25 protein-coding genes are annotated in these 19,464 nt (G+C 47.6%); 11 read left to right on the top strand and 14 right to left on the bottom strand.

Features of this window, described 5'->3' with window-relative positions; translation table 11 throughout:
- Nucleotides 1-20: 20 nt before the first annotated feature.
- From arsB to IT084_RS15015, 4 genes are all read right to left on the bottom strand, one after another.
- Entirely contained in the window at nucleotides 21-1,085 is a 1,065-nt protein-coding gene (gene arsB / locus IT084_RS15000) for an ACR3 family arsenite efflux transporter (protein WP_195713699.1), read from the bottom strand.
- A 60-nt stretch (nucleotides 1,086-1,145) separates the two neighbouring features.
- Nucleotides 1,146-1,664: a thioredoxin family protein gene (locus IT084_RS18285; protein ID WP_243277008.1), complete on the bottom strand. Its 519-nt coding sequence runs from the start codon at nucleotides 1,662-1,664 to the stop codon at nucleotides 1,146-1,148.
- Between the two features lie 82 nt (nucleotides 1,665-1,746).
- The gene (locus tag IT084_RS15010) at nucleotides 1,747-2,250 is read right to left on the bottom strand and encodes a (Fe-S)-binding protein (RefSeq protein ID WP_195713700.1); all 504 of its coding nucleotides are present in this window, start codon (nucleotides 2,248-2,250) and stop codon (nucleotides 1,747-1,749) included.
- 346 nt (nucleotides 2,251-2,596) lie between these two features.
- Nucleotides 2,597-3,811: a tungsten cofactor oxidoreductase radical SAM maturase gene (locus IT084_RS15015; RefSeq protein ID WP_195713701.1), complete on the bottom strand. Its 1,215-nt coding sequence runs from the start codon at nucleotides 3,809-3,811 to the stop codon at nucleotides 2,597-2,599.
- Between the two features lie 323 nt (nucleotides 3,812-4,134).
- Between IT084_RS15015 and IT084_RS15020 the strand changes: the two genes are divergently transcribed.
- Complete coding sequence (locus IT084_RS15020) at nucleotides 4,135-5,115, top strand: cation diffusion facilitator family transporter (protein ID WP_195713702.1); 981 nt, start codon at nucleotides 4,135-4,137, stop codon at nucleotides 5,113-5,115.
- An 86-nt stretch (nucleotides 5,116-5,201) separates the two neighbouring features.
- Here IT084_RS15020 and IT084_RS15025 read toward each other — a convergent pair whose 3' ends face one another.
- Nucleotides 5,202-5,606: a (2Fe-2S)-binding protein gene (locus IT084_RS15025; RefSeq protein WP_195713703.1), complete on the bottom strand. Its 405-nt coding sequence runs from the start codon at nucleotides 5,604-5,606 to the stop codon at nucleotides 5,202-5,204.
- Between the two features lie 116 nt (nucleotides 5,607-5,722).
- Nucleotides 5,723-6,049: a YnfA family protein gene (locus IT084_RS15030; RefSeq protein WP_195713704.1), complete on the bottom strand. Its 327-nt coding sequence runs from the start codon at nucleotides 6,047-6,049 to the stop codon at nucleotides 5,723-5,725.
- A 238-nt stretch (nucleotides 6,050-6,287) separates the two neighbouring features.
- On the opposite strand from IT084_RS15030, the gene IT084_RS15035 reads away from it, so the two are divergent.
- Nucleotides 6,288-6,842, top strand: a complete 555-nt coding sequence (locus IT084_RS15035) for a putative zinc-binding protein (protein WP_243277009.1) — start codon at nucleotides 6,288-6,290, stop codon at nucleotides 6,840-6,842.
- A gap of 128 nt (nucleotides 6,843-6,970) precedes the next feature.
- Nucleotides 6,971-7,957, top strand: a complete 987-nt coding sequence (locus tag IT084_RS15040) for a bile acid:sodium symporter (protein ID WP_195713705.1) — start codon at nucleotides 6,971-6,973, stop codon at nucleotides 7,955-7,957.
- A gap of 39 nt (nucleotides 7,958-7,996) precedes the next feature.
- On the opposite strand, the gene IT084_RS15045 is transcribed toward IT084_RS15040, so the two are convergent.
- Both IT084_RS15045 and IT084_RS15050 read right to left on the bottom strand, forming a co-directional pair.
- The gene (locus tag IT084_RS15045; protein WP_279327887.1) at nucleotides 7,997-9,127 is read right to left on the bottom strand and encodes an MFS transporter; all 1,131 of its coding nucleotides are present in this window, start codon (nucleotides 9,125-9,127) and stop codon (nucleotides 7,997-7,999) included.
- A 123-nt stretch (nucleotides 9,128-9,250) separates the two neighbouring features.
- On the bottom strand, nucleotides 9,251-9,787 hold the full coding sequence (locus IT084_RS15050; RefSeq protein WP_195713706.1) for a Chromate resistance protein ChrB: 537 nt from the start codon (nucleotides 9,785-9,787) through the stop codon (nucleotides 9,251-9,253).
- Nucleotides 9,788-10,315: 528 nt separating this feature from the next.
- On the opposite strand from IT084_RS15050, the gene IT084_RS15055 reads away from it, so the two are divergent.
- From IT084_RS15055 to IT084_RS19065, 6 genes are all read left to right on the top strand, one after another.
- A complete protein-coding gene (locus IT084_RS15055) occupies nucleotides 10,316-10,918 on the top strand; it encodes a helix-turn-helix domain-containing protein (protein WP_195713707.1) in 603 nt (200 codons plus the stop codon).
- The gene (locus tag IT084_RS15060) at nucleotides 10,919-12,703 is read left to right on the top strand and encodes a dynamin family protein (RefSeq protein WP_195713708.1); all 1,785 of its coding nucleotides are present in this window, start codon (nucleotides 10,919-10,921) and stop codon (nucleotides 12,701-12,703) included. It abuts the gene before it with no gap.
- Between the two features lie 136 nt (nucleotides 12,704-12,839).
- Nucleotides 12,840-14,000: a cation:proton antiporter gene (locus tag IT084_RS15065; RefSeq protein WP_313885501.1), complete on the top strand. Its 1,161-nt coding sequence runs from the start codon at nucleotides 12,840-12,842 to the stop codon at nucleotides 13,998-14,000.
- 105 nt (nucleotides 14,001-14,105) lie between these two features.
- Nucleotides 14,106-14,534, top strand: coding sequence for a universal stress protein (locus IT084_RS15070; RefSeq protein WP_195713710.1), 429 nt, complete (start codon nucleotides 14,106-14,108; stop codon nucleotides 14,532-14,534).
- Between the two features lie 59 nt (nucleotides 14,535-14,593).
- The gene (locus IT084_RS19060; protein WP_207744627.1) at nucleotides 14,594-14,818 is read left to right on the top strand and encodes a universal stress protein; all 225 of its coding nucleotides are present in this window, start codon (nucleotides 14,594-14,596) and stop codon (nucleotides 14,816-14,818) included.
- The gene (locus tag IT084_RS19065) at nucleotides 14,812-14,931 is read left to right on the top strand and encodes a universal stress protein (RefSeq protein WP_395879953.1); all 120 of its coding nucleotides are present in this window, start codon (nucleotides 14,812-14,814) and stop codon (nucleotides 14,929-14,931) included. The genes IT084_RS19060 and IT084_RS19065 overlap by 7 nt, the downstream gene beginning before the upstream one ends.
- Before the next feature lie 75 nt (nucleotides 14,932-15,006).
- Here the strand turns inward: IT084_RS19065 and IT084_RS15080 are convergent, their stop codons facing one another.
- From IT084_RS15080 to IT084_RS15100, 5 genes are all read right to left on the bottom strand, one after another.
- Entirely contained in the window at nucleotides 15,007-16,050 is a 1,044-nt protein-coding gene (locus IT084_RS15080; RefSeq protein ID WP_195713711.1) for a permease, read from the bottom strand.
- Between the two features lie 423 nt (nucleotides 16,051-16,473).
- Nucleotides 16,474-16,863 (bottom strand): putative zinc-binding protein, encoded by a 390-nt coding sequence (locus IT084_RS15085; protein ID WP_195713712.1) that lies wholly within the window; start codon nucleotides 16,861-16,863, stop codon nucleotides 16,474-16,476.
- 13 nt (nucleotides 16,864-16,876) lie between these two features.
- Entirely contained in the window at nucleotides 16,877-17,116 is a 240-nt protein-coding gene (locus IT084_RS15090; RefSeq protein ID WP_195713713.1) for a thioredoxin family protein, read from the bottom strand.
- 14 nt (nucleotides 17,117-17,130) lie between these two features.
- Nucleotides 17,131-17,796: a cytochrome c biogenesis CcdA family protein gene (locus IT084_RS15095; RefSeq protein WP_195713714.1), complete on the bottom strand. Its 666-nt coding sequence runs from the start codon at nucleotides 17,794-17,796 to the stop codon at nucleotides 17,131-17,133.
- Complete coding sequence (locus IT084_RS15100) at nucleotides 17,793-18,023, bottom strand: hypothetical protein (RefSeq protein ID WP_195713715.1); 231 nt, start codon at nucleotides 18,021-18,023, stop codon at nucleotides 17,793-17,795. The genes IT084_RS15095 and IT084_RS15100 overlap by 4 nt, the downstream gene beginning before the upstream one ends.
- A 225-nt stretch (nucleotides 18,024-18,248) precedes the next feature.
- Here IT084_RS15100 and IT084_RS15105 point away from each other — a divergent pair, with 225 nt between their 5' ends.
- Both IT084_RS15105 and IT084_RS15110 read left to right on the top strand, forming a co-directional pair.
- A complete protein-coding gene (locus IT084_RS15105) occupies nucleotides 18,249-18,473 on the top strand; it encodes a hypothetical protein (protein ID WP_195713716.1) in 225 nt (74 codons plus the stop codon).
- A gap of 99 nt (nucleotides 18,474-18,572) precedes the next feature.
- The gene (locus IT084_RS15110; RefSeq protein WP_195713717.1) at nucleotides 18,573-18,767 is read left to right on the top strand and encodes a hypothetical protein; all 195 of its coding nucleotides are present in this window, start codon (nucleotides 18,573-18,575) and stop codon (nucleotides 18,765-18,767) included.
- Between the two features lie 127 nt (nucleotides 18,768-18,894).
- Here the strand turns inward: IT084_RS15110 and IT084_RS15115 are convergent, their stop codons facing one another.
- Nucleotides 18,895-19,362 (bottom strand): DsrE/DsrF/DrsH-like family protein, encoded by a 468-nt coding sequence (locus IT084_RS15115; protein ID WP_195713718.1) that lies wholly within the window; start codon nucleotides 19,360-19,362, stop codon nucleotides 18,895-18,897.
- Nucleotides 19,363-19,464: the final 102 nt, after the last annotated feature.

Raw genomic sequence — 19,464 nt, forward strand, 5'->3', positions numbered from 1 at the left:
TATCATTACTACGCTACAATTTACCTCGCTGCAGTCAGCTCGTGACTGAAGTATTTCTTCCTGAAGTACAGGGCCACGTTGACCAGGCTGATCAGCACTGGAACCTCCACCAGGGGACCAATCACCGTGGCAAAAGCCTGGGCCGAGTGGATCCCGAAAACCGCTACAGCCACCGCGATGGCCAGCTCGAAGTCGTTGCTGGCCGCGGTAAAGGCTATGGTGGTGGTTCTTGGGTAATCCGCGCCGATCCACTTGCCGATGAAAAATGTGACCAGCCACATGAACACAAAGTATATGGTCAGCGGAATAATCACCCGTAACACGTCAAGGGGCAGCGTGATGATTACCTCACCCTTCAGGGAAAACATCACCAGGATGGTGAACAACAGGGCGATCAACGTCAATTTGCTGACGCGGGGAATGAAGTTTTGCTCGTACCAGTCCCGACCCCTGGATTTGACCAGCACGGAACGGGTTATATAACCGGCAATGAACGGTATGCCCAGGTAAATGAACACGCTCTTGGCGATTTCGCCCATGGACACGTCCACCGTTACGCTGGTCAGTCCCAGCCAGCCCGGAATAACCGTCAGGAAGATGTAGGCGTAAATGGAATAGGTCAACACCTGAAAAATCGCGTTGAACGCCACCAGGCCGGCCACGTATTCCGGGTGGCCGTCGGCCAGATCGTTCCACACCAGCACCATGGCGATGCAGCGGGCCAAACCTACCAAAATGACCCCGGTCATCAGGTCGGGTTTGTCGGGCAAAAGGAGCACGGCCAGGAAAAACATCACTACCGGGCCCACAATCCAGTTCTGGATCAAGGACAGGCTCAACAGCTTTTTGTCCTGAAAAACAGCGGGCAACTCCTCATAGCGGACTTTGGCCAGGGGCGGGTACATCATTAAAATAAGGCCGATGGCGATGGGTATGTTGGTGGTGCCCACCTGGAATTTACCCCAAAAGCCGGCAATCTGTGGGAAAATGTACCCCGCGCCCAGGCCCACGGCCATGGCCAGGAAGATCCACAAGGTTAAGTACCGGTCGAGAAATGAAAGTCTTTTGACAACTGGTTCCGCCATTTAAAATAAAACCCCCTTTATATAAATATTAATTTATATATTACCACAAAAAAATAAAAACTATATTTCCTTAATCCAGTTGATGATTTCTTTTTTTGCCGGAACCCGTCCGGTAGACACGACCTTACCACCCAGCACCAGTCCCGGAGTGATCGCGACCCCGTGAGATGTAATCTTGTCCAAATCCGTAACCTTCTCCACGCTCAGGTCGCGGCCAAGTTCTTCAATTGCCTCCTTCACTATTTTCTCCAGCTTGATGCATTTTGGGCAACCGGTGCCCAGGATTTTTATTGTACCCGGCTGTCCGTCCTGATTGTCCTGCTGTTCATCATTGACTTCATTTAACTTTTTCAAATATTCCCTGTACAAAGCCTCGACATACTTTTCCCCTGCTGAATCAGGTATATAGTTATACGCCCTGGCTTGTTTAAGCAGTTCAGACTTGACTGCCTCTTTTGACAGCGGCTCCAATGACCGTACCCCGGCTATAATCAGGTCCAACCCGACGATACCAACCAGATTGTCCCCCACTTTAACTTTATATGTCCTCGGAGCCCTGGGGTCACAGCACTTGGTCATCCTTTTTGTCACCTCCGTTCCAAGTTTTTCAATTAGACACTCCCTTTTGACACCAATTGATTGTCTTTAAACCGAGTTTTACTTAATCAGCTTTTAACTGCTGGTGATTAAACGATTCAAGGACGCTTAAAACCTTGCGGATTTCATCCCCTGTAAGCGGCAAACAGTTTTCCGCCTTTTGCTGGTCCAGCACCAGCTTCAAAGCGAAAGCGGTGCAAGTGGTTTCTCCACACCGGCCGCAGTTGGTTCGGGGCAAAAGCTTGATAATTTCATGGGGCTGGGGCTGGATTTTGGGCTGGAATACGGGTGTAATTTGCCCCATTTTGGACTGCACATCGCATAAAAAATCCATTAAATCATCCAAAATGTCCTCCGCCGCATCCAAATTATCCAGTTGCCCCACCACCACCCGCCGCTTTTCCAGTATTACGGGACTTCCGCGGTACTTGAAGGTAATGGTTAAACCGCCCGGGTCAAAAGACGCGTATTTGACTACTGCGTTAACATACGGAAGTAGTTGGGCAATATCCTCATTCAATATGGCCGTAACCCTTACCTTGGCTCCGTCGGCCAGGCAGGCCCCCATGCCGGTGATTTCATAGTTTAATGCAATAATTTACTCTCCTCCTTTCCTCTGATTTCCCCTTTGATTTTATGCATTAAACAAAAAATTAATAAATAAATAATCGAATATATAAATATATTTTGATGTTTTTACCTATAAAACCCATAATAATTTGCTTATATAATAATATTGCATCATTTAAAAGTCAATGCTTTTTTTAAATTCATTCCGTCAATAAATGCAGACAAAAATAAATTATAATTTTGATCAGTTTGCTCCAGAAAAAACCGGATCGCCTGCCGCTGTGGTGTTTTTACAGTTAAATCAATTGTCTGCTCAGCATTTAATTAAGATGTTAATTTAAATTTTACGGGCAGACAATTAATTGCCTGGACCAGAGACACTCGGCGCAGGACGGGCTGTTGCCCCAGCAATCCGCGTCGTTGTTATCCACATAAGAGCAGCCGTCCAGGAACTTGCAGTCCGTGCAAGAAGGAAACTGGAAATTGTTGACAGTTAACCTGAAATTAATATAAGCAGGATCGATCCAAATTTGGTCCAGGGATTTTTCCTTCACGTTGCCCAGGTAAAATGGGTACATTTCTTTAGCCCGACCGTAAATATAGCAGTTGTACGAATGCATCAACGCATAGCAGGGCGCAACAAAACCCTTGTGGTTGACGACCATAGCCTTGTCTTCAACGAATTTACAGTACCGTTCGGTGCGCAATTTCATGTGCGGCAGATGGGCCTGAACCATCAGTAACACCGAATCGTTGCTGAAAAGCGGAACTGTATCGTCCATGTCGTAAAGAATTTGATCTTTCATCTCTTCATTGTAAGGCAGCACATTGGTCACAATCACCCGGCGCGCTTTCAATTCATGCGCCAGCCTGGCCAGACGGGGAAGTTTATGGAAGTTGTCTTTTGTGGCCACAAATTCAATACCCAGCTCGGGGTGGCGCACGCCCCTTTGGGTCTTTATTTCGTTCAGCTGTTTAATGTTGTTCAGCACTCCGTGGAAATCCGCCCCCTGCCGGATATGACAGTATTCTTCCTCGTCCGGGCCGTCCAGGGAAACAAAGAGCATGTCCAGTTTGAGATCAACCAGCTTATTGATAATGCCCGCCGTCAACAGCGAACCATTGGTGATGACTTCTGCCCGCAGTCCCTTGGATTTTACTGTTTCCAGCATATCCAGCAGCCGGGGATGGCTGAAAGGTTCGCCGAAACCTCCGAAGTGCACGTATTCGAGTTGCGGCAACCTGCCCAGGTCATCTGCAATACGTTCAAAGACGGGCCATTCCATGTGGGCCAGATCATCCCGCCAGGAATTTCTGATACAGGTGGTGCAGGCAAAGTTGCACATCGTGGTTGCCTCAAGATAAAGTTTTTTAACATCAACAACCCGGGGAATAATTTGCAACCCGTTTTTGGTTTTAATGCATAGCGCGTCCACAGCGCCGGCATTGCCGGCTGATTGGCCTGTTTCCGGCGGCAATTTGATTTGACCGTCTTGCTCAACGGGCACGGTTTGACCCGCTTGAAAACTGCAGCCTGCAATTACATACCCTTTTGACATGATAAACCTCCTGCTGGAATTGTTAACATACAACACATCATTTTGTTCCACAACGGTACACGTGTAACATTTTAGCACAGCCAAGTATGCCGGCTTAACTATATATAAAAGTCTACTTATATTTTAAGCAAATGCAATACCAGCAGCCGTATTTGCCCGGAGTCAGGCTGCCGTTTGCATACGGGCAACAGACAATTGCTCTTGCTATCACTTTAAAATTATGTGGAACAAGTGCAGTTATTCTATTGGTTTATTTTTTAAATGAAGTTATAATTAAATAATAATAACTTTATTAATTTAAACCGACAGGATGTGCTGACAAAATGCATGACCACCATCATGCCCACGGGCACAATCAGCAACTGAATAATAAGTTGATCATTGCTCTTTTTCTGACCGCAGCTGTTTTTCTGGCAGAATTGGTAGGTGGGTTCTGGACCCACAGCCTGGCTTTGATGAGCGATGCCTGGCACGTTTTAACGGACGCCGCCGCTCTCGGTTTAACCTGGGTAGCTATAAAACAAGCCAAAAAGCAATCAACGTTCAAAAATACCTTCGGGTTCCACCGCCTGGGGGTGGTGGCGGCCTTGATTAACAGTATTTCGTTGTTTGTTATTGCCGGCTGGATACTGGTGGAGGGCATCCGGCGTTTATTGGAACCCCCGGCTGTTCGCAGCCAGGAAATGTTCATTATTGCTGTTATCGGGCTGGTGGCTAATTTATTAATTGCTTTTTTGTTAAACACCCACGCCGATAATTTAAATGTAAAAAGCGCCTTTTTGCATGTTATTGGAGATGCCCTGGCTTCACTGGGGGTCATTGCCGGGGGATTGTTAATGATGTGGCTGCACTGGTATGCGGCCGACCCGTTAATCAGTATCGCCATTAGTTTGTTGCTGCTGCGCAGCGCTTACAAGGTGGCCGGGGAGGCTTTGCACATACTGATGGAGGGTACGCCGCCGGAAATGCAGTTGGGTGAAATGATTGAGGAACTGCGGCGGGTGCCGGGGGTGTGCAATATTCATGACGTGCATGTCTGGAGCGTTAACAGCGGCATTCCTGTTTTTACCATGCATGTCATTCAGGATGATCATGTTGACGGGCAGCTTGTGCTGAACGGGTGCAACCAGGTTCTGGCCCAAAAATTCGGCATTTTTCATAGTACCATTCAACTTGAGCGGCAATGCAGCCTAGCCGGGCAGACAACCTGCAATTTGCGCGAATTTTACCGGGAAAGCGATTCGGATCATAATCATAACGGTCATGTCCATGAACATCGCTGCGAACAACATGCCCATGCCTGATACACTTTTGCTGGCGTTTCCCGCATTATTTACCGGTCTCTAACTTTTAACGCCCTGGCAATCACCGATTGCACTGCCGGTTTACATCAGGTGCCGGCGGGATTTTGGGTCAGGCAATCCTTACCGGTATTGGCCCCCGTGTGTGCTTGAATGTCTTCAATACTATGGCAACATTTCTTTATGGCTATATGCTCGAATATGTCTTGGGCTGTCACGTTTCGGCAATAACACACCGGTGTGTCCAAATCCGGTTCCTTAAACCAGACTTTGACTTTAATATCGTCTTTATAATAAATCCGCTCACCAAAATATATAACATTACAGCTTGGAGATAAACACAGGCTATAACCGTATGGATCACCCGGGAGCCGGTCGCTTTGAACCAGATTTGTTAATGTTTCCGGCCTTATTTTTTTTCCGGGCGTACCGCAGGCGGGACAAAGTGCATTGGTATTATCGGCGGCGTTAAAACCGCACACTGCAATGGACATATTCCCCACCACCTTTCTTTGCGCAGCCGGTTTGCTCAACAATTTTTTTAAACAATTATCATTAGTTGAAGCTGTCACGAAGCCCCGCTTAATTAGTGTTTTTCAAGGGAAACTACCTACCTCGGAGTCCAGATAATGATCGCGGCACCGATCAGGGCAACGCAGGAACCGGCCCAGTCATATTTATCGGGTCTTTTTTTATCAATAAACCACCCCCATAACAAGGATAAAACTATAAAAATTCCGCCGTAGGCCGCATATACCCGGCCAAAATGGGGGTAATCCTGCAGCGTTGGGATTACGCCGTATAACACCAGAATGACCGCCCCGGCAACCCCCAGCCATAATCCCTTGCGCCCGCGTAACCACAACCAGATGAAATAACCGCCGCCGATTTCGGCCAAACCGGCCAGGATAAAAAGAATGATCGATCTCAAAAACATAACTGCCCTCCTGAAGCTGTCGGCTTAACATGGTATTTATGATAATACTTCCTTATCTTAAAAGCAAGACACCCTCTGACCGTGACGGTAGCCGACATGAAAATTGTAGAGGTTAGGGATACATGTCTCGTTGCTGAAAGAATAATATTGACAAGTAGTAGGGATAAGAATAATATTATAATATACTTTAATCACGATAATATTATATAATTCTATACTTATTAAGGAGATGAGCAGCATGGAAAACAAAACAGGTTGTGGTTGCGGGTGTTCTACAGTGCAAGAAATGGAACCGGTAAACGCACCTGCGAAGGAACAATTGAAGGAAAACTGGTATTTACCTTACATGAATAAAAAGATCCTGGGTGAAGCCGTAGAGGAAAAACCCAGCCCGGTGGCAGTGTTTTATTGTGCCGGAGCATCCAATGTGGGCCAGGCCTCAATGTTGGCCAGTGTACAGGCGGCCAATAAAGTAGGTTATGATAAAGCGGCCCTCTTGTGCCTGGCCAGTATTCCGGCCGGATTAAAAAATATCTATAACGGTGCCAAAAACGCCCGGGGTATTGTAGCTGTGGATGGTTGCCCAATGCAGTGTTCCCTGAGAACATTAAAGAAATATGAGCTGGAACCACGGAAAAACATTGTTATTACCAAAGACCTCGGGATCACAAAAGATTTTGATTTAAATACGGGACAGGATCTAGAGACAATATCGCAGCATATTGTCCAGGCCGTCAGCGAAGTGTATAATTCTGTACCAACTGAAAAACCCGGCTATTTGATTAAGCCTTAGTAAAAAGTGGTGAGTATTTTCATTAAATATTTTGGAGAACGGAAGTGCTAATGTTAGTATTTTGCTCTCCAAGTGTTTTTACGTACTTTTATAACTTACGTACTTTTATAACTTTGGAGGAAATAAAGGTGCGTGTCGCCCAATTTATTAATAAACACATGATCAAGTTATTAATGGGGGTAATTGTGCTGGGGCTGCTGGTGGGGTACATTTTGCCTTGGTTGGGCAAACAGCTTCAGGTACTTTACCCGGTAGCTCTTTTTGTGATGCTTTATCCAATGATGGTGGGGATAAAAATAGATGAAGTAGCAGGTGCCGCCAAAAGGGTGGGATTTATGTCCGTAGTAATGCTTTTCAACTATCTTCTTTCCCCTTTGCTGGCGGCATTGCTGGCTCAAATTTTTTTGGCCGGTTACCCCGACTTTGCGGTGGGACTGATCCTCACCGGTGTGGTGCCCTGCGCCGGCATGATTGTGGCGTGGACGTCCATGGCCAAGGGAAACGCGCCTATGACGCTGGTTATTACGGTTACCAGCTTTCTGGCGGGCATTATATTGATCCCCCTGTGGATGAGCGTTTTGGCCGGTAAGTATGTACCAGTGAATGCCTGGAAAATGATAGAAACAATAACCTATACGATAGTTATTCCATTAATTCTGGGTAACCTTACCCGGATCTGGCTGGTGAAAAGATGGGGGCCTAAAAAGTTTATGGAACTAAAACCGGTGTTTCCGGCAATTTCCGCCCTGGGTATGTATATGGTCTTTTTTATATCGATGATGGCCGAGTCCGTAACACTGGTGCGCAATCCCCAGTACCTCGGTATCATTGCCATGCCGCTGGTGGTTTTTTACACGTTGCTGTTCGGATTCTCCGTGCTGTACGCCCGGCTTATCCGCACCAGTTACCCGGACATGGTGGCGCTGGCTTACGGTGTTAGTGGTAAGAACATCTCCATTGCCCTGGCCCTGGCCGTAGTATTTTTCTCGCCACTCACCGTGATGATCATTGCCATCAAACCGCTGGTGCAGGTACTTTTTATGGCGGGGTTTTATAGACTGACGCCAACCTTACAAAAATACTGGGCGCAAAATGTTAAGCCTGCGCGTGAATAATGAAAATTTTTTGGCCGGTAGGTTGCTGTGTTGAACCAATTAACCGGCTTGTTTGGTATCCTCCATTTTTAACACCACCGCCAGGCCCAGCGCCGCCAGCAGGCCCATGGCACTACCAAAATAAAACATATAGGCGGCGCCCCAGTAATGCCAGATCAGGCCGGCCAAAAAGGAAGCCGGCAACAATCCTATGCCCACTAAAGTGGCATGCAATCCCAGCATGGTGGCCCTGTGTTGTTGTGGTGCAACATCAGCTACAAGGGCTTTTTCCACGCCTTCCGTGACCCCGTTGTATAACCCGTACACAATGAATAAAAGCCAGAGATGGCCGGCATCATGTACCCGGGCAAAACCAAAATATACAATACTATAAATCAAATACCCGGCAATCAATAAATGCCGCCGGCCGATTTTATCCGATAACATGCCCGCCGGTAAAGAAATCAAGGCATAACTGATGTTAAATACCAAATACAATAAAATGACCTGCGCCGGCTGCATCCCCAGGTCCGAAGATCTTAAGAGTAGAAACTGGTTGGATGAATTGCCCAGGGCGAAAAGAAAAACGACGATTAAAAACCCTTTCAAGCGCGGGCTTAAAGATTGCCAATTCAGCGGCACGTCTTTCAGCCCTTTTTTTTGCGCCTTTCCTTTGACTTCCCGCACCAGCGCCAGAACCAGCACCCCGAGAAAAGCCGGAACCAGTGACCAGATGAATACCTGTCTGTAATCGCCCTGATATGATGTAAAAAAGTAATAGGCAAGGGCGACTCCGATTACCGCTCCGGCGGTATCCAGCATCCGGTGCAGTCCGAAGGATTTACCCTTCTGATGCGGGTCGGTGGAATCCGCAATAATGGCATCCCGGGGGGCGGTCCTGATACCTTTGCCGAAACGGTCTCCGATGCGTCCCGCCAGCACCCAGGTCCATGAGACCGCCGCAATGATGAGAATTTTCGATAACGCGGAAGAAGCGTAACCTGCTATGGCCAGTGGCTTGCGGCGCTGCAATTTATCAGACACCCGGCCGGAGAAAACTTTGAGCAGGGAAGCCAGACTCTCGGCAATCCCTTCGATTAATCCAACAATGGCTGGAGTGGCCCCCAACTGTTGCACCAAAAACAAGGGGATTAGAGGGTAAACCATCTCCGAACCGATATCGGTCAACAAACTGGTAAGGCCCAGAATAATTATATTAAATATTTTAATCGCCCCCTTGGTATCCTGGCAAAATGATCTTCGCCATTTGCCATCAATATTAGTGCAATTTTTACCAACCCTTTGGAAAGCCTGTCACTGATCAATTTGCTTCATATCTTCCCGGGCGAACACATGCTCACCGAAATCATCCAGGCAAGCCCGGCATGCCGCTAATAATTGGTAGGTTTTTTCCTGCAGGAATGAAGTGAAATAATCCCGCTCCCGCACTTTTTCAAACCAGTTGTACAGCTTTTTTAAATCCTCCTCGTTCTCTTCCAACTCGGCATAAGTAAAATGCTCGGCTTTCGTTTCCGCATCTATTTCATAAAAAAAATCATAGCACTTCTCAATTATTTCGGCATATTCTTCATCCCTGGTGTCGTTAAATAAACTGATGATTTTGTTTTCCGGACCGATAAAATCAGCCTTGATCAAATATCCCTCACCGCCGTAATTCTCAATTTCATTTTTAATCTTGCGAAAAACCCGTTCGGTTTTTTTGTTAAACGGCACGATGCAAACTGAATTTTGCAGATAAATCGCTCCAATGTCCTTGATTTTTCTCCAGACCGACGCCCGGTACCGGGAAGGCTCGGCCGGTATTTTATAGATTAGGATTAACCAATCCAAGGATTTCACCTCCATAAATTAAGGACATTTTCCGGGCAGCTGGGGTAGTTATACTTCATTGATCTTTAACAATGGTTACAGATATTATTAAACTATTGCACATGATTGTCAAGGCTGTAACAAAAATTAAACCCGTATCCGCTTTATTCTGTACATACTATCAGTTGGAGACACATTCCATCATGGAAATTCTCCGAAGGATGTTGTACCCTGTCTATAGTTCATAGGATAGGATGTTAAATAACAATTGTTAAATGACCAATTAAACGTTGTAAAATAGAGAATAATCCCGTGTCAGCGAGCGCAAAGGCATGAGGGGATTGTGATCATTGTTTTTTGCAGAATATGACAATTGACTATTTCTTTCCGGGCAATTACATTTGTTATAAGTTAAATATTACAGCGATGGAGCTCGCTTAACGCTGCAAGGCTAATAGCTCCTACCACCTTTACCGGGTTTGGTAGGAGCTTTTTTGTTTACTGCACAAGCCGGGTAGTGTATTGATTAATGCAATTGGAGCGCGTCATGTGAAAGGTGATTTTATGCAAACATTCGGCAATTACCTGAAACAGCTCCGTAATCAAAAAAACTTGACCCAAAAGGAACTGGCCCGCTTAGCGGGAATAGATCCCAGCTCTTTATGCAGGTTGGAGCAGGACAACAGAAAACCTACCCCGCGCATGGTCAGAAAACTGGCCAGAGCACTGGATCATCCATTGGCGGATATGATGGCCCGGGCGGAAATGGAACAAATTGCGGAAAACCTGCCTGTATTTGCGGAGCGGTTGTACCACCTGCGTAAATTATCCGGTCTGACCCGGGAGCAATTGGCGGAAATACTGGGCTGCCATAAATCCGTGCTGGCTGGCTGTGAATCCGGGCGCAGGCCACCCAGTTACTTGCTTTGTTTAAAAATTGCCAGGTATTTTCAGGTCAGCCTGGATTATTTGTTCGGCTTGACGGAGAGCTATAACGAAAGAAATCAAGCCGGTTTAACCGTGGAACAGGAAGAAGTTTTAAGCATACTAAAGAACCTCCCGTTATTGGCCCAACAAAAATTTATCTACGACTTAAAGTGGTGGCATGACTTTTTTAAAAAATACCATGCCGGCAAAAGAGGTGATTCATAAATGGTAATGGAATACGCCCGTGCCAAACATGAAACCATCAACGCTCTGAAAGAACTGGAAAAGCTCTCGGCCGGCCGGGGCAACCGGGTTTTAGCGGATTACCTGGCGGAACAGCAACTAAAGCTGGCCAAAGACAGGTTTCACCTGGTTGTTCTGGGACAGTTTAAAAGGGGTAAAACAACTTTTTTAAACGCCCTGCTGGGTGATGATGTGCTACCCACCGGCGTGGTGCCGCTCACATCCATTGTGACTTTAATTGAATATGCGGAGCAAATGCAGATTACCATTTATTTTGAACATGGCCCGACCAAGCAAATAACCCTGCAGGAACTGCCGGATTACGTAACGGAAGAAGGCAACCCGGGCAATAGTAAGAATGTGCGTCATGTAACCCTGGCCTATCCTTCGGCTTACCTGAAAGACGGTGTACTGTTAATCGATACCCCCGGTGTGGGATCGATCTATAAAAATAACACTGATGAAACATACAAATACCTGCCCATGGTCGACGCCGCCATTTTTCTACTTTCATCCGACCAGCCCATTAGTGAGGCGGAATGCGAATTTCTAACCAAAATCAGCCAGTATGCGGCCAAAACATTTTTTATCCTGAACAAAATAGATTACTTGGCGGGCAACGACAGGGAAAAAGCCCTGGAGTTTACTAAAAGAACGCTGGCGGAGCAACTGGGCTATCACCAGGTGCCGGTTTACCCCCTGTCCGCCAAGCTTGCGCTGGAGGGTAAAATAACCGGCGACCGGTTAAAACTGCAAAACAGTCTTTTGCCCCAGTTTGAGCAGGAACTGCAACACTTTTTAATGCGGGAAAAGGGCCAGACCGTGCTGGCGGCGGCCGTTACCAAAGGTATCAATGCCTGCGGCGAACTGAAGCTGAACCTGGAACTGGAGTTAAAAGCGCTGGGGATACCACTGCAGGATTTAAAGAAAAAGGTTGAATTGTTTGATCAAATGGTGCGGCAGCTGGAACAGCAGCAGCTGGACAACAGCTACTTGTTAAAGGGGGAAGTGGACCGCCTGTTTGCAGCAATGGAACAGGAAATCACCCGGTTTCGCACAACCCGCCGCGAGTTGATCGAGGCGGAAGTGGGCCGTGCCTATCAAGAATGCGGGCTGGGAGGCCGGTCACTAATCGCCCACCTGGAAGACCTGATTTATCAATCCGTGGAAAGAAGTTTGAAGGAATGGTACCCCGAGTTGGACCAAAAGGTAAGCCAGGGGTTTGACGACCTGGTAAAAAGGTTCACCGGCAAAACCAATGAAATAGTGGAAGAGTTGCTTAAACATTCTGCCAGTATTTTTGAAATCAGCCTGGAAGGTTTCACCAGGGTGGAGCGGCTGACGGCCGAAAGCAAGCTCTACTATATTTTAGGCGATGAACCGGGACTGCTGCTGCCCGACCCCATCCAAATCACCGCCGCCGTTTTGCCCCGGTTTATTTCCGGACCTATTATTTTGCGGGAAATGACGGCCAAAGTGGATAAGGAACTGGATCGCAACTGTGGCCGGGTGCGGTATGACATGCGGGAGCGGGTGGAAAAAAGCGTGCGCTTGTTTGCCCGGGCGCTGGAGGAGAAATTTCAAGCGGTGGTCAGCCAGACGCGGTCCGTGCTGGAGCGCGCCCTGGCTCAAAAAGCATCGGGCGAAAAACATGCCGGGGCGGCCACGGCGGAAATTCAAAAACAACTGGCGCAGGTCGAGCAGGTTAAAAAAGAGCTGGTGCAGTTGCAAAACTCAATTAAGCTGGATGAGGAAGCCGGGGGATGAACGATCCCCATTGAAAGGAGGTGTGAAACGATTTCCGTCGACATTCCCGTCATGGCGTGCTGCGGCTGAAATATATCGCGCTGGATTACAACGGTACAATGGCCAAGTAGTGATTTTTTTAAGGGGGGATTATCAGGTGAATATATGGTTGGACGCGTCACTCTGGGTGGGTTTGGCCCTTGTGGCGGCGCTGGTTTCCGTGCGGCTGGGTATTTCCGTGGCCCTTACGGAGATTATGGTGGGTGCCATCGGCGGCAATTACCTGGGCCTGCATATGCTACCCTGGGTGGAGTTTCTGGCGGGTTTTGGAGCAGTGTTGCTCACCTTTCTGGCGGGCGCGGAAGTTAACCCGTCAGACCTTAAAAATAAATTTAAGGAGACTGTTTTAATAGGTATTATTGCTTTTTTGTTTCCCTTCCTGGGGGCGTTTGCTTTTGCCTATTATGTCATCGGCTGGTCTTTAAACGCGTCTTTAATTGCCGGCATTGCCCTTTCCACCACTTCCGTGGCCGTGGTTTATGCGGTGATGGTGGAAACCGGCCTCAACGAAACGGAGCTGGGTAAAATTATTCTCGCTGCCTGCTTTGTAAACGACCTGGGCACGGTGGTGGCGCTGGGTATCTTCTTTGCCAATTACGACTGGTGGCTGGCTGTTTTCCTGCTTGTTTCCGTAGTCGTTATTGCCTTAACGCCCTTTATGACCAGGTGGGTCATCCAGAAGTTCGGTAACCAGGTCAGCCAGATGGAGGTTAAATTTGTTTTTCTGCTGCTTTTCGGCCTGGGCGGCCTGGCGCTCAAGGCCAACAGCGAGGCGGTGCTTCCCGCTTACCTGCTGGGCCTGGCCGTAGCCAACATCTTTATGCAAAACAAACAAGTAATGGTTAAAATGAGGACAATGGCCTTTGCCATGCTCACCCCGTTTTATTTCCTAAAAGCCGGTTTGTTTGTATCGTTTCCCGCTGTGATAGCCGGGTTTGGCTTGATCCTGGCGCTGCTGGCGGTAAAAATGGTTACAAAATTCCTGGGGGTGTGGCCCTTGACCAAAGCGTTCAAGTTTACCTCCCGGGACGGTATGTACACCACCCTGCTCATGTCCACCGGGCTTACCTTCGGCACCATTTCCGCACTGTTCGGCCTCAGCCATAATCTAATCGACCAAAGCCAGTATACCATTTTGGTTACGGTGGTGGTAGGCAGCGCCATAGTGCCGACGCTGATCGCCCAGGCCTTTTTCAGGCCGGAAACAGAAAAGGAAACCCAGGCGTTGCCGGGGGATAACCCGTCCCCGTCAAGTTAGCGTTCATAAAGCTCAAATATCTGCAGCCATAATTGTAGCGATATCCATGTCCTTCGATCTGCTTGTTAAGGGCTAAAGTTTAGTTTTCCCGATGGGGGGAAGACAATGATTAATCAAATACTATTAGCCGTGGATGGATCGGAAAACGCCTACAGGGCTGCTCAATACGCCGTTAACCTGCTGAAATCTATCCCCAAGGCCAAATGCACAATTTTAACCGTGCTGACTTTTACCGAAGATGAAGCCCGGTTCCTGGGCGAATCAGCAACAGATTATCATTTATCCGCCGGCCAAAAAGTTGATGCCTTGCTCAAAAGAATAAAACAATTATTTCACTGGGCCGGCCTGCCGGTGGAAATAGTGGCCCTGCAGGGCGACGTGGCCGGAAACATTGTAAATTATGCCCGGCAGAGCAATAGCGATTTAATTGTTGTCGGCACCAGGGGGCGCGGTGGCTTTAAAGGTATGCTGCTGGGCAGCGTAAGCCGGAAGGTGATCCAGCAAGCACATTGCCCTGTGTTAGTGGTTAAATAGTTATGACTGTGATCACTGTTTTGGCGGTATTTAATTTTTTGCATTGGAGGTTTTGTGTCATGTTTAAAAAAATATTAGTGGCTTATGACGGTTCGATGCATGCTCAAAAAGCCCTTGATGCTGCCATTGACCTGGCGCAAAAATATAACTCTTTTATCGGGGTTGTTTCCGTAATCAACTTGCCGGACTTTGCCGGCACCGTGAGTGAAGTTGACGAAATTATGGCCATTCCGGCAATACAATTGTCAAATTTGCCAGTGAAAACAAATTTAATCTTATTTTAACCGGCGCGCGAGGCCATAACAAAATTCAACAAATTATCCTTGGCAGCACTTCCAGTTATATTGTCCAGCACGCTCCCTGCGCGGTAATGGTTATTAAACAGGTACAAGCTTAATATTACAGTTTTAATTGCATTTTTTCTGTTCAACAGTAAATATTTGGACACACTTGCTTGTTGATTTTACCAGTGTTAACTAACAATACTACCAAATAACATACCTGTTACTGTGGCCAGTACAATTACAATCAGCACATACACGATAGTTTTTTTGGTACCCATAACGTTCCGAACCACCAGCATGTTGGGCAAGCTCAGCGAGGGGCCGGCCAGCAGCAGCGCCAGGGCCGGGCCTTTGCCCATGCCCATGTCCAAAAACGCCTTGACGATGGGCACCTCGGTCAGGGTGGAGAAATACATCAGCGCGCCGAACACCGAGGCCAGCAGGTTGGCCGACAGGCCGTTGCCGCCCACCGAAACCTCAATCCAGTGCTGGGGAATTACGGCTTTGAGGATACCGGCCACAAACACGCCCACCAGCAGGATGGGGAATATCAGCTTAACGAATTTCCAGGTTTCCACCAGCCATTCCTTTACTTCTTCACCATCGAACCACTGGGTGAGCACCACGGCCAAAAAGCTGAGCAGCGAGAAAATGATGGCGATTTTGCTCCAGAAGGGAATGGCCGCAGTGCCGAACAGCAAGATGGCCACCAGAGTGCCGAAGAAAGCCAAAAGATGACCCACCGGCTTGCCCTCTTCACCGGCAAACATGCCGCTGTCATCGCTGCCGGCAACTTCTTCTTTCCTGAAGATGAAGGCCATTAACAGGCCGATAATAATGGAAAACGATATAGCGCCTATGGCCCGGGCCAGGCCCAGCTCCCAGCCCATTTTCCGGGCGGTGAGTACTATGGCCAGGATATTGATGGCCGGACCGGAGAAAAGAAACGTGACCGCCGGGCCGAGCCCCGCGCCTTTTTTGTGGATACCCGCAAACAGGGGCAGCACGGTGCAGGAGCAGACAGCCAAAATGGCGCCGGATACCGAGGCCACCCCGTAAGCCAGGTGCTTGGGCGCCCGGGGGCCGAAATATTTTAACACCGCGCCGGTGGACACCACCGCCGCAATGCCGCCGGCGATGAAGAAGGCCGGCACCAGGCAGGTGAGCACGTGCGCCGACAGGTATTCCAGAAGTTCGTTAATACCGCTCTGTAATATTGCCATGAAGGTCATATTGTTCATCTCCCCAAAAGCATCTTATTGTATTTTGCAGTTTACTGATTGGTTAACTGGTAACTACTTATTTTTGCAGGGCGTAAATTAGTGCGCAGCCTGTTAAACCATATAAATTCCTCCTTTATCCTTCCGTAAAGTTAATAAATTTGTGCTATAAACGATATTATTAAAATTATTCAGTTACTTATATAATTATATCCTTATGATCTAATATAAAAGACTGCCTATCTTCTGTCAATGTATTTTTATTAAAAATTTTATAGAATAAAAGCGGGGCCAGCCAAGCTAAAACCCCGCTCCAGTGATGGTCACAATTAAATTAACTAAATAACTATTTACCAGCATAATTGAATTATGAGTAACTCTCTGGGTGTCGGGGAAACACCGGGAGAAAGTTGCCCATATACCTTAATGAACAAATTAACTGATACCCAAAGAAACACGAATTCTATCGCTGATTTTATTGATATCCTCCGTGGCCAGGTCAAAGTCATGGTTTTTCTTGATACCTTCCTCGGTCACCACCACATAGTCGGTGATGGTCACTCCGGCGTGTTCCAGGGTCTTTTTGGCGCACTGCACGGGGCAGCCGTCAATGGCAATTATTCTTTTGGCCCCTTTGGCTGACTCTACAAAACTTTCCACATGCCCGCCGATGCCGGCCAGGCAAAACATTTTGCCAATCCCGGCTTTAGTCAGCTCTACGCCCGCCTGGTTGGCAATTTGCCCCACATTGGAAGCCCCCGAACAGGGAAAAATTAAAATTTCCGTTGCTTCGCAGCTGCAAGTGCAAGAGCACTTATCCGCCATGCCAATCCCTCCCTTACATTTCTTCCTGGATGTAACGAATGATATCCTTGTGCTTGGGCACCCGCCCGAACACTTTCACCTTGCCGTTAATCACCAGCCCCGGCGTCATCAGCACGTTGTACTCGGTGATTTTGTCCATGTCCTCCACTTTTTCCACTGTAGCGTCTAAGCCGATTTCCTCCACTGCCTTCTGTACCGCCTTCTCCAGCTCCTTGCATTTTTTGCAGCCTGGACCCAGCACCTTAATATCCACCACTTGCGCCTCCTTTAATGTAATATTTTATCCCATAAAAACCATAAACCCAGCAGCAGTAGTATCACGCCGCTTATCCTCTGCAAAATATCTCTCCAAACTTGTAGCCGGCCCACTTTTTTTACCAGTCCTGTAAAGGTGCCGACAATCAGCAGGGGCAGGCTGCGCCCCAAAGCATAGACAAGCAACGTAAACCCGTAAAACGCGCTGCCCTTGCCGGCGGCATAGGCCAAAACCCCGGCCGTGACCGGTGTGGTGCAAGGCGAGGCGGCAAAAGCAAAGGGAATGCCAAGTAAAAACGCCCCCAAAAAACCTCTGGTCCCTGTAGATTTCAGGTTAAATCCCGGTAAATCAGGCAGGTTAAATAAGCCCAACAGGTTTAAACCCATGAGCAGTAAAACAAAGGCCGGCACATACCATAAAACATCGCTTTCCATAAATAAGCTGCCGGCTAAAGCGGCCACCGCGCCCATAGCGGCCAGGGTGAGGGATAAACCCAGCACAAATGCCAGCGCCAGGGCAAACCCGCGCAGCTTTGATTTTTCAGCGTAACCGCCCACGTAGCTCGCCACAAAAACCACCGTGGGCAGTGTGCAGGGGCTGAGACCGCTGGCTAGTCCTCCGGCAAACACCAGTATGCCGGCCAAAAGGGTGATGGAGTCGGCTGCCAGGTTAATCATGAATCGCTCACCAGGCCTTGAAGCTGTTTATCCAGCCCGGTAGGGTCCACCTCGCCTACAATAGGCGGAACAGCTTTGCCATCTTTACCTACCAGAACCACCGCGGGGATAGAGGTAACCGCGTATTTTTGGGCCAGTTCCATTAATGCTTCGCGCTCGGTTTCCTGATAAAAGACAATGTCAATCCATGAGCAATAAAACAAGCATACTTCTTTTCCCCATAACATTCCTCCAATCGTTAATATCCAGGTTATTGGGCTTCCTTCTTTTCGGTGACCAATTATCGTTATCATTATTAATACTTACTTATATAATGATTTTTTTATTAAATATAACTTTATATGTTATTGTTGTCAATATTATTTAATCTTATTTAATTCCTTTGTATTGGCAAAATGTCTGTATTTTATTATAATTAAATAATAATTAACTTATGGCAAAGGGGATTTCACATGCCAACAAATTGTGCGTGCTGTGGTATCGCCAAACGGGAGAACGGTCGGCTGCGCTGTGTAAAGTACCATTACCTGATGACGCCCCAAACGCCGGAGACCGAACGTGAGTGCAGTTATTTTACCCCGTTTATGGAAGAGGACGGGGAACTGCTTTCCCCCGAGGAACACCTGATGTTGAAGGAAATGGAGATGCAGGCCAGGGGGTTTAAGGGACCCATTTAGCGTAGCTGGCCCCAAAAAAAGTGTTGTTATAGAACGGTTCATTTAGTTAAAACCTGGAAGTTAACAAACATGTTTTTAGTACATTACGGGGGTGTATTTATGAGGGGTTGTGCGAACTGCGGCCTGCGGGTCAACGACCAGTGCTATGTCAACGGGCGCCGGATTAAACCCGGTGACCACGAGTTGTTTAAAGATTGCAGCTATTTTATTGAACCGGTAATAGAAGACGGCCGGGTACTGGAGCCCGCTCAACTGCTGCTGTTGGCGGAAAACGAAATTCAAAGGCGCAAGTGAAGTGTAATCAAGTAGCACCCGTGCGGTGCGTAAAGGGAGGGATTGTCTTGGCCATATACGGCCTTTTTTATTATAAAAAATGGGTATAATTAATATTTCTAAAATCTATAAAGATGCTACTTAATTGTCAAATAAACAGGTTGACGTCCGATTCCAACGCCGTTTTGATGTAGCTTGCAGCGTCGGAAACCTCTACGCCCTCAATAAAATCTTCGGGCTGCAGGTTCATCATTTGCATGGTCATCAGGCAGGCGTGGAGTTTTACGCCTTCCAAACGGCACATTTCCAGCAGGGTTTCAATATTTGGCACCCCGGCGCGTTCTTCCGCCAGTTTGGTCATCATTCTGGTGGAAGCGGCGGGAACACCGGGCAAAGCTCCCAGTAACCCGTTGGGGTAATATTTAATCTTTTTCAGGCCGTCTTTACGGATAACGTCAATTCCGTCAAAGGTGAAAAAGATCATGGTTTCCGCCCCGGCCCGCTTGGCCTGCAGCGCCAGTATCAGGGGGGGGTATACGCCGTCCAGGGTATTACGGGAACAAATGAAATTAGCTCGCTTATTTTTATTATTGTTTTTCTGTTTACTTTTAACCATAAGATCACTCCATAATTTATTTTTAGATTTATATATTGTAATATTAAAATAAATAGGTGTTAATGTCAAGCGAGAATTAACACGTGGAAGATTTTCTCAAAG

The sequence above is a fragment of the Desulfallas sp. Bu1-1 genome (genome assembly GCF_015594625.1).
Classification (GTDB): Bacteria; Bacillota; Desulfotomaculia; order Desulfotomaculales; family Desulfallaceae; genus JADNRQ01.

What these genes read in the sequence shown, in the direction of transcription:
- arsB (WP_195713699.1), bottom strand. Translation starts at nt 1,085, where the DNA reads ATGGCGGAACCAGTTGTCAAAAGACTTTCATTTCTCGACCGGTACTTA.
- IT084_RS18285 (WP_243277008.1), bottom strand. Translation starts at nt 1,664, where the DNA reads ATGACCAAGTGCTGTGACCCCAGGGCTCCGAGGACATATAAAGTTAAA.
- IT084_RS15010 (WP_195713700.1), bottom strand. Translation starts at nt 2,250, where the DNA reads ATGGGGGCCTGCCTGGCCGACGGAGCCAAGGTAAGGGTTACGGCCATA.
- IT084_RS15015 (WP_195713701.1), bottom strand. Translation starts at nt 3,811, where the DNA reads ATGTCAAAAGGGTATGTAATTGCAGGCTGCAGTTTTCAAGCGGGTCAA.
- IT084_RS15020 (WP_195713702.1), top strand. Translation starts at nt 4,135, where the DNA reads ATGCATGACCACCATCATGCCCACGGGCACAATCAGCAACTGAATAAT.
- IT084_RS15025 (WP_195713703.1), bottom strand. Translation starts at nt 5,606, where the DNA reads ATGTCCATTGCAGTGTGCGGTTTTAACGCCGCCGATAATACCAATGCA.
- IT084_RS15030 (WP_195713704.1), bottom strand. Translation starts at nt 6,049, where the DNA reads ATGTTTTTGAGATCGATCATTCTTTTTATCCTGGCCGGTTTGGCCGAA.
- IT084_RS15035 (WP_243277009.1), top strand. Translation starts at nt 6,288, where the DNA reads ATGGAAAACAAAACAGGTTGTGGTTGCGGGTGTTCTACAGTGCAAGAA.
- IT084_RS15060 (WP_195713708.1), top strand. Translation starts at nt 10,919, where the DNA reads ATGGTAATGGAATACGCCCGTGCCAAACATGAAACCATCAACGCTCTG.
- IT084_RS15070 (WP_195713710.1), top strand. Translation starts at nt 14,106, where the DNA reads ATGATTAATCAAATACTATTAGCCGTGGATGGATCGGAAAACGCCTAC.
- IT084_RS19060 (WP_207744627.1), top strand. Translation starts at nt 14,594, where the DNA reads ATGTTTAAAAAAATATTAGTGGCTTATGACGGTTCGATGCATGCTCAA.
- IT084_RS15080 (WP_195713711.1), bottom strand. Translation starts at nt 16,050, where the DNA reads ATGACCTTCATGGCAATATTACAGAGCGGTATTAACGAACTTCTGGAA.
- IT084_RS15085 (WP_195713712.1), bottom strand. Translation starts at nt 16,863, where the DNA reads ATGGCGGATAAGTGCTCTTGCACTTGCAGCTGCGAAGCAACGGAAATT.
- IT084_RS15095 (WP_195713714.1), bottom strand. Translation starts at nt 17,796, where the DNA reads ATGATTAACCTGGCAGCCGACTCCATCACCCTTTTGGCCGGCATACTG.
- IT084_RS15100 (WP_195713715.1), bottom strand. Translation starts at nt 18,023, where the DNA reads ATGTTATGGGGAAAAGAAGTATGCTTGTTTTATTGCTCATGGATTGAC.
- IT084_RS15105 (WP_195713716.1), top strand. Translation starts at nt 18,249, where the DNA reads ATGCCAACAAATTGTGCGTGCTGTGGTATCGCCAAACGGGAGAACGGT.
- IT084_RS15110 (WP_195713717.1), top strand. Translation starts at nt 18,573, where the DNA reads ATGAGGGGTTGTGCGAACTGCGGCCTGCGGGTCAACGACCAGTGCTAT.
- IT084_RS15115 (WP_195713718.1), bottom strand. Translation starts at nt 19,362, where the DNA reads ATGGTTAAAAGTAAACAGAAAAACAATAATAAAAATAAGCGAGCTAAT.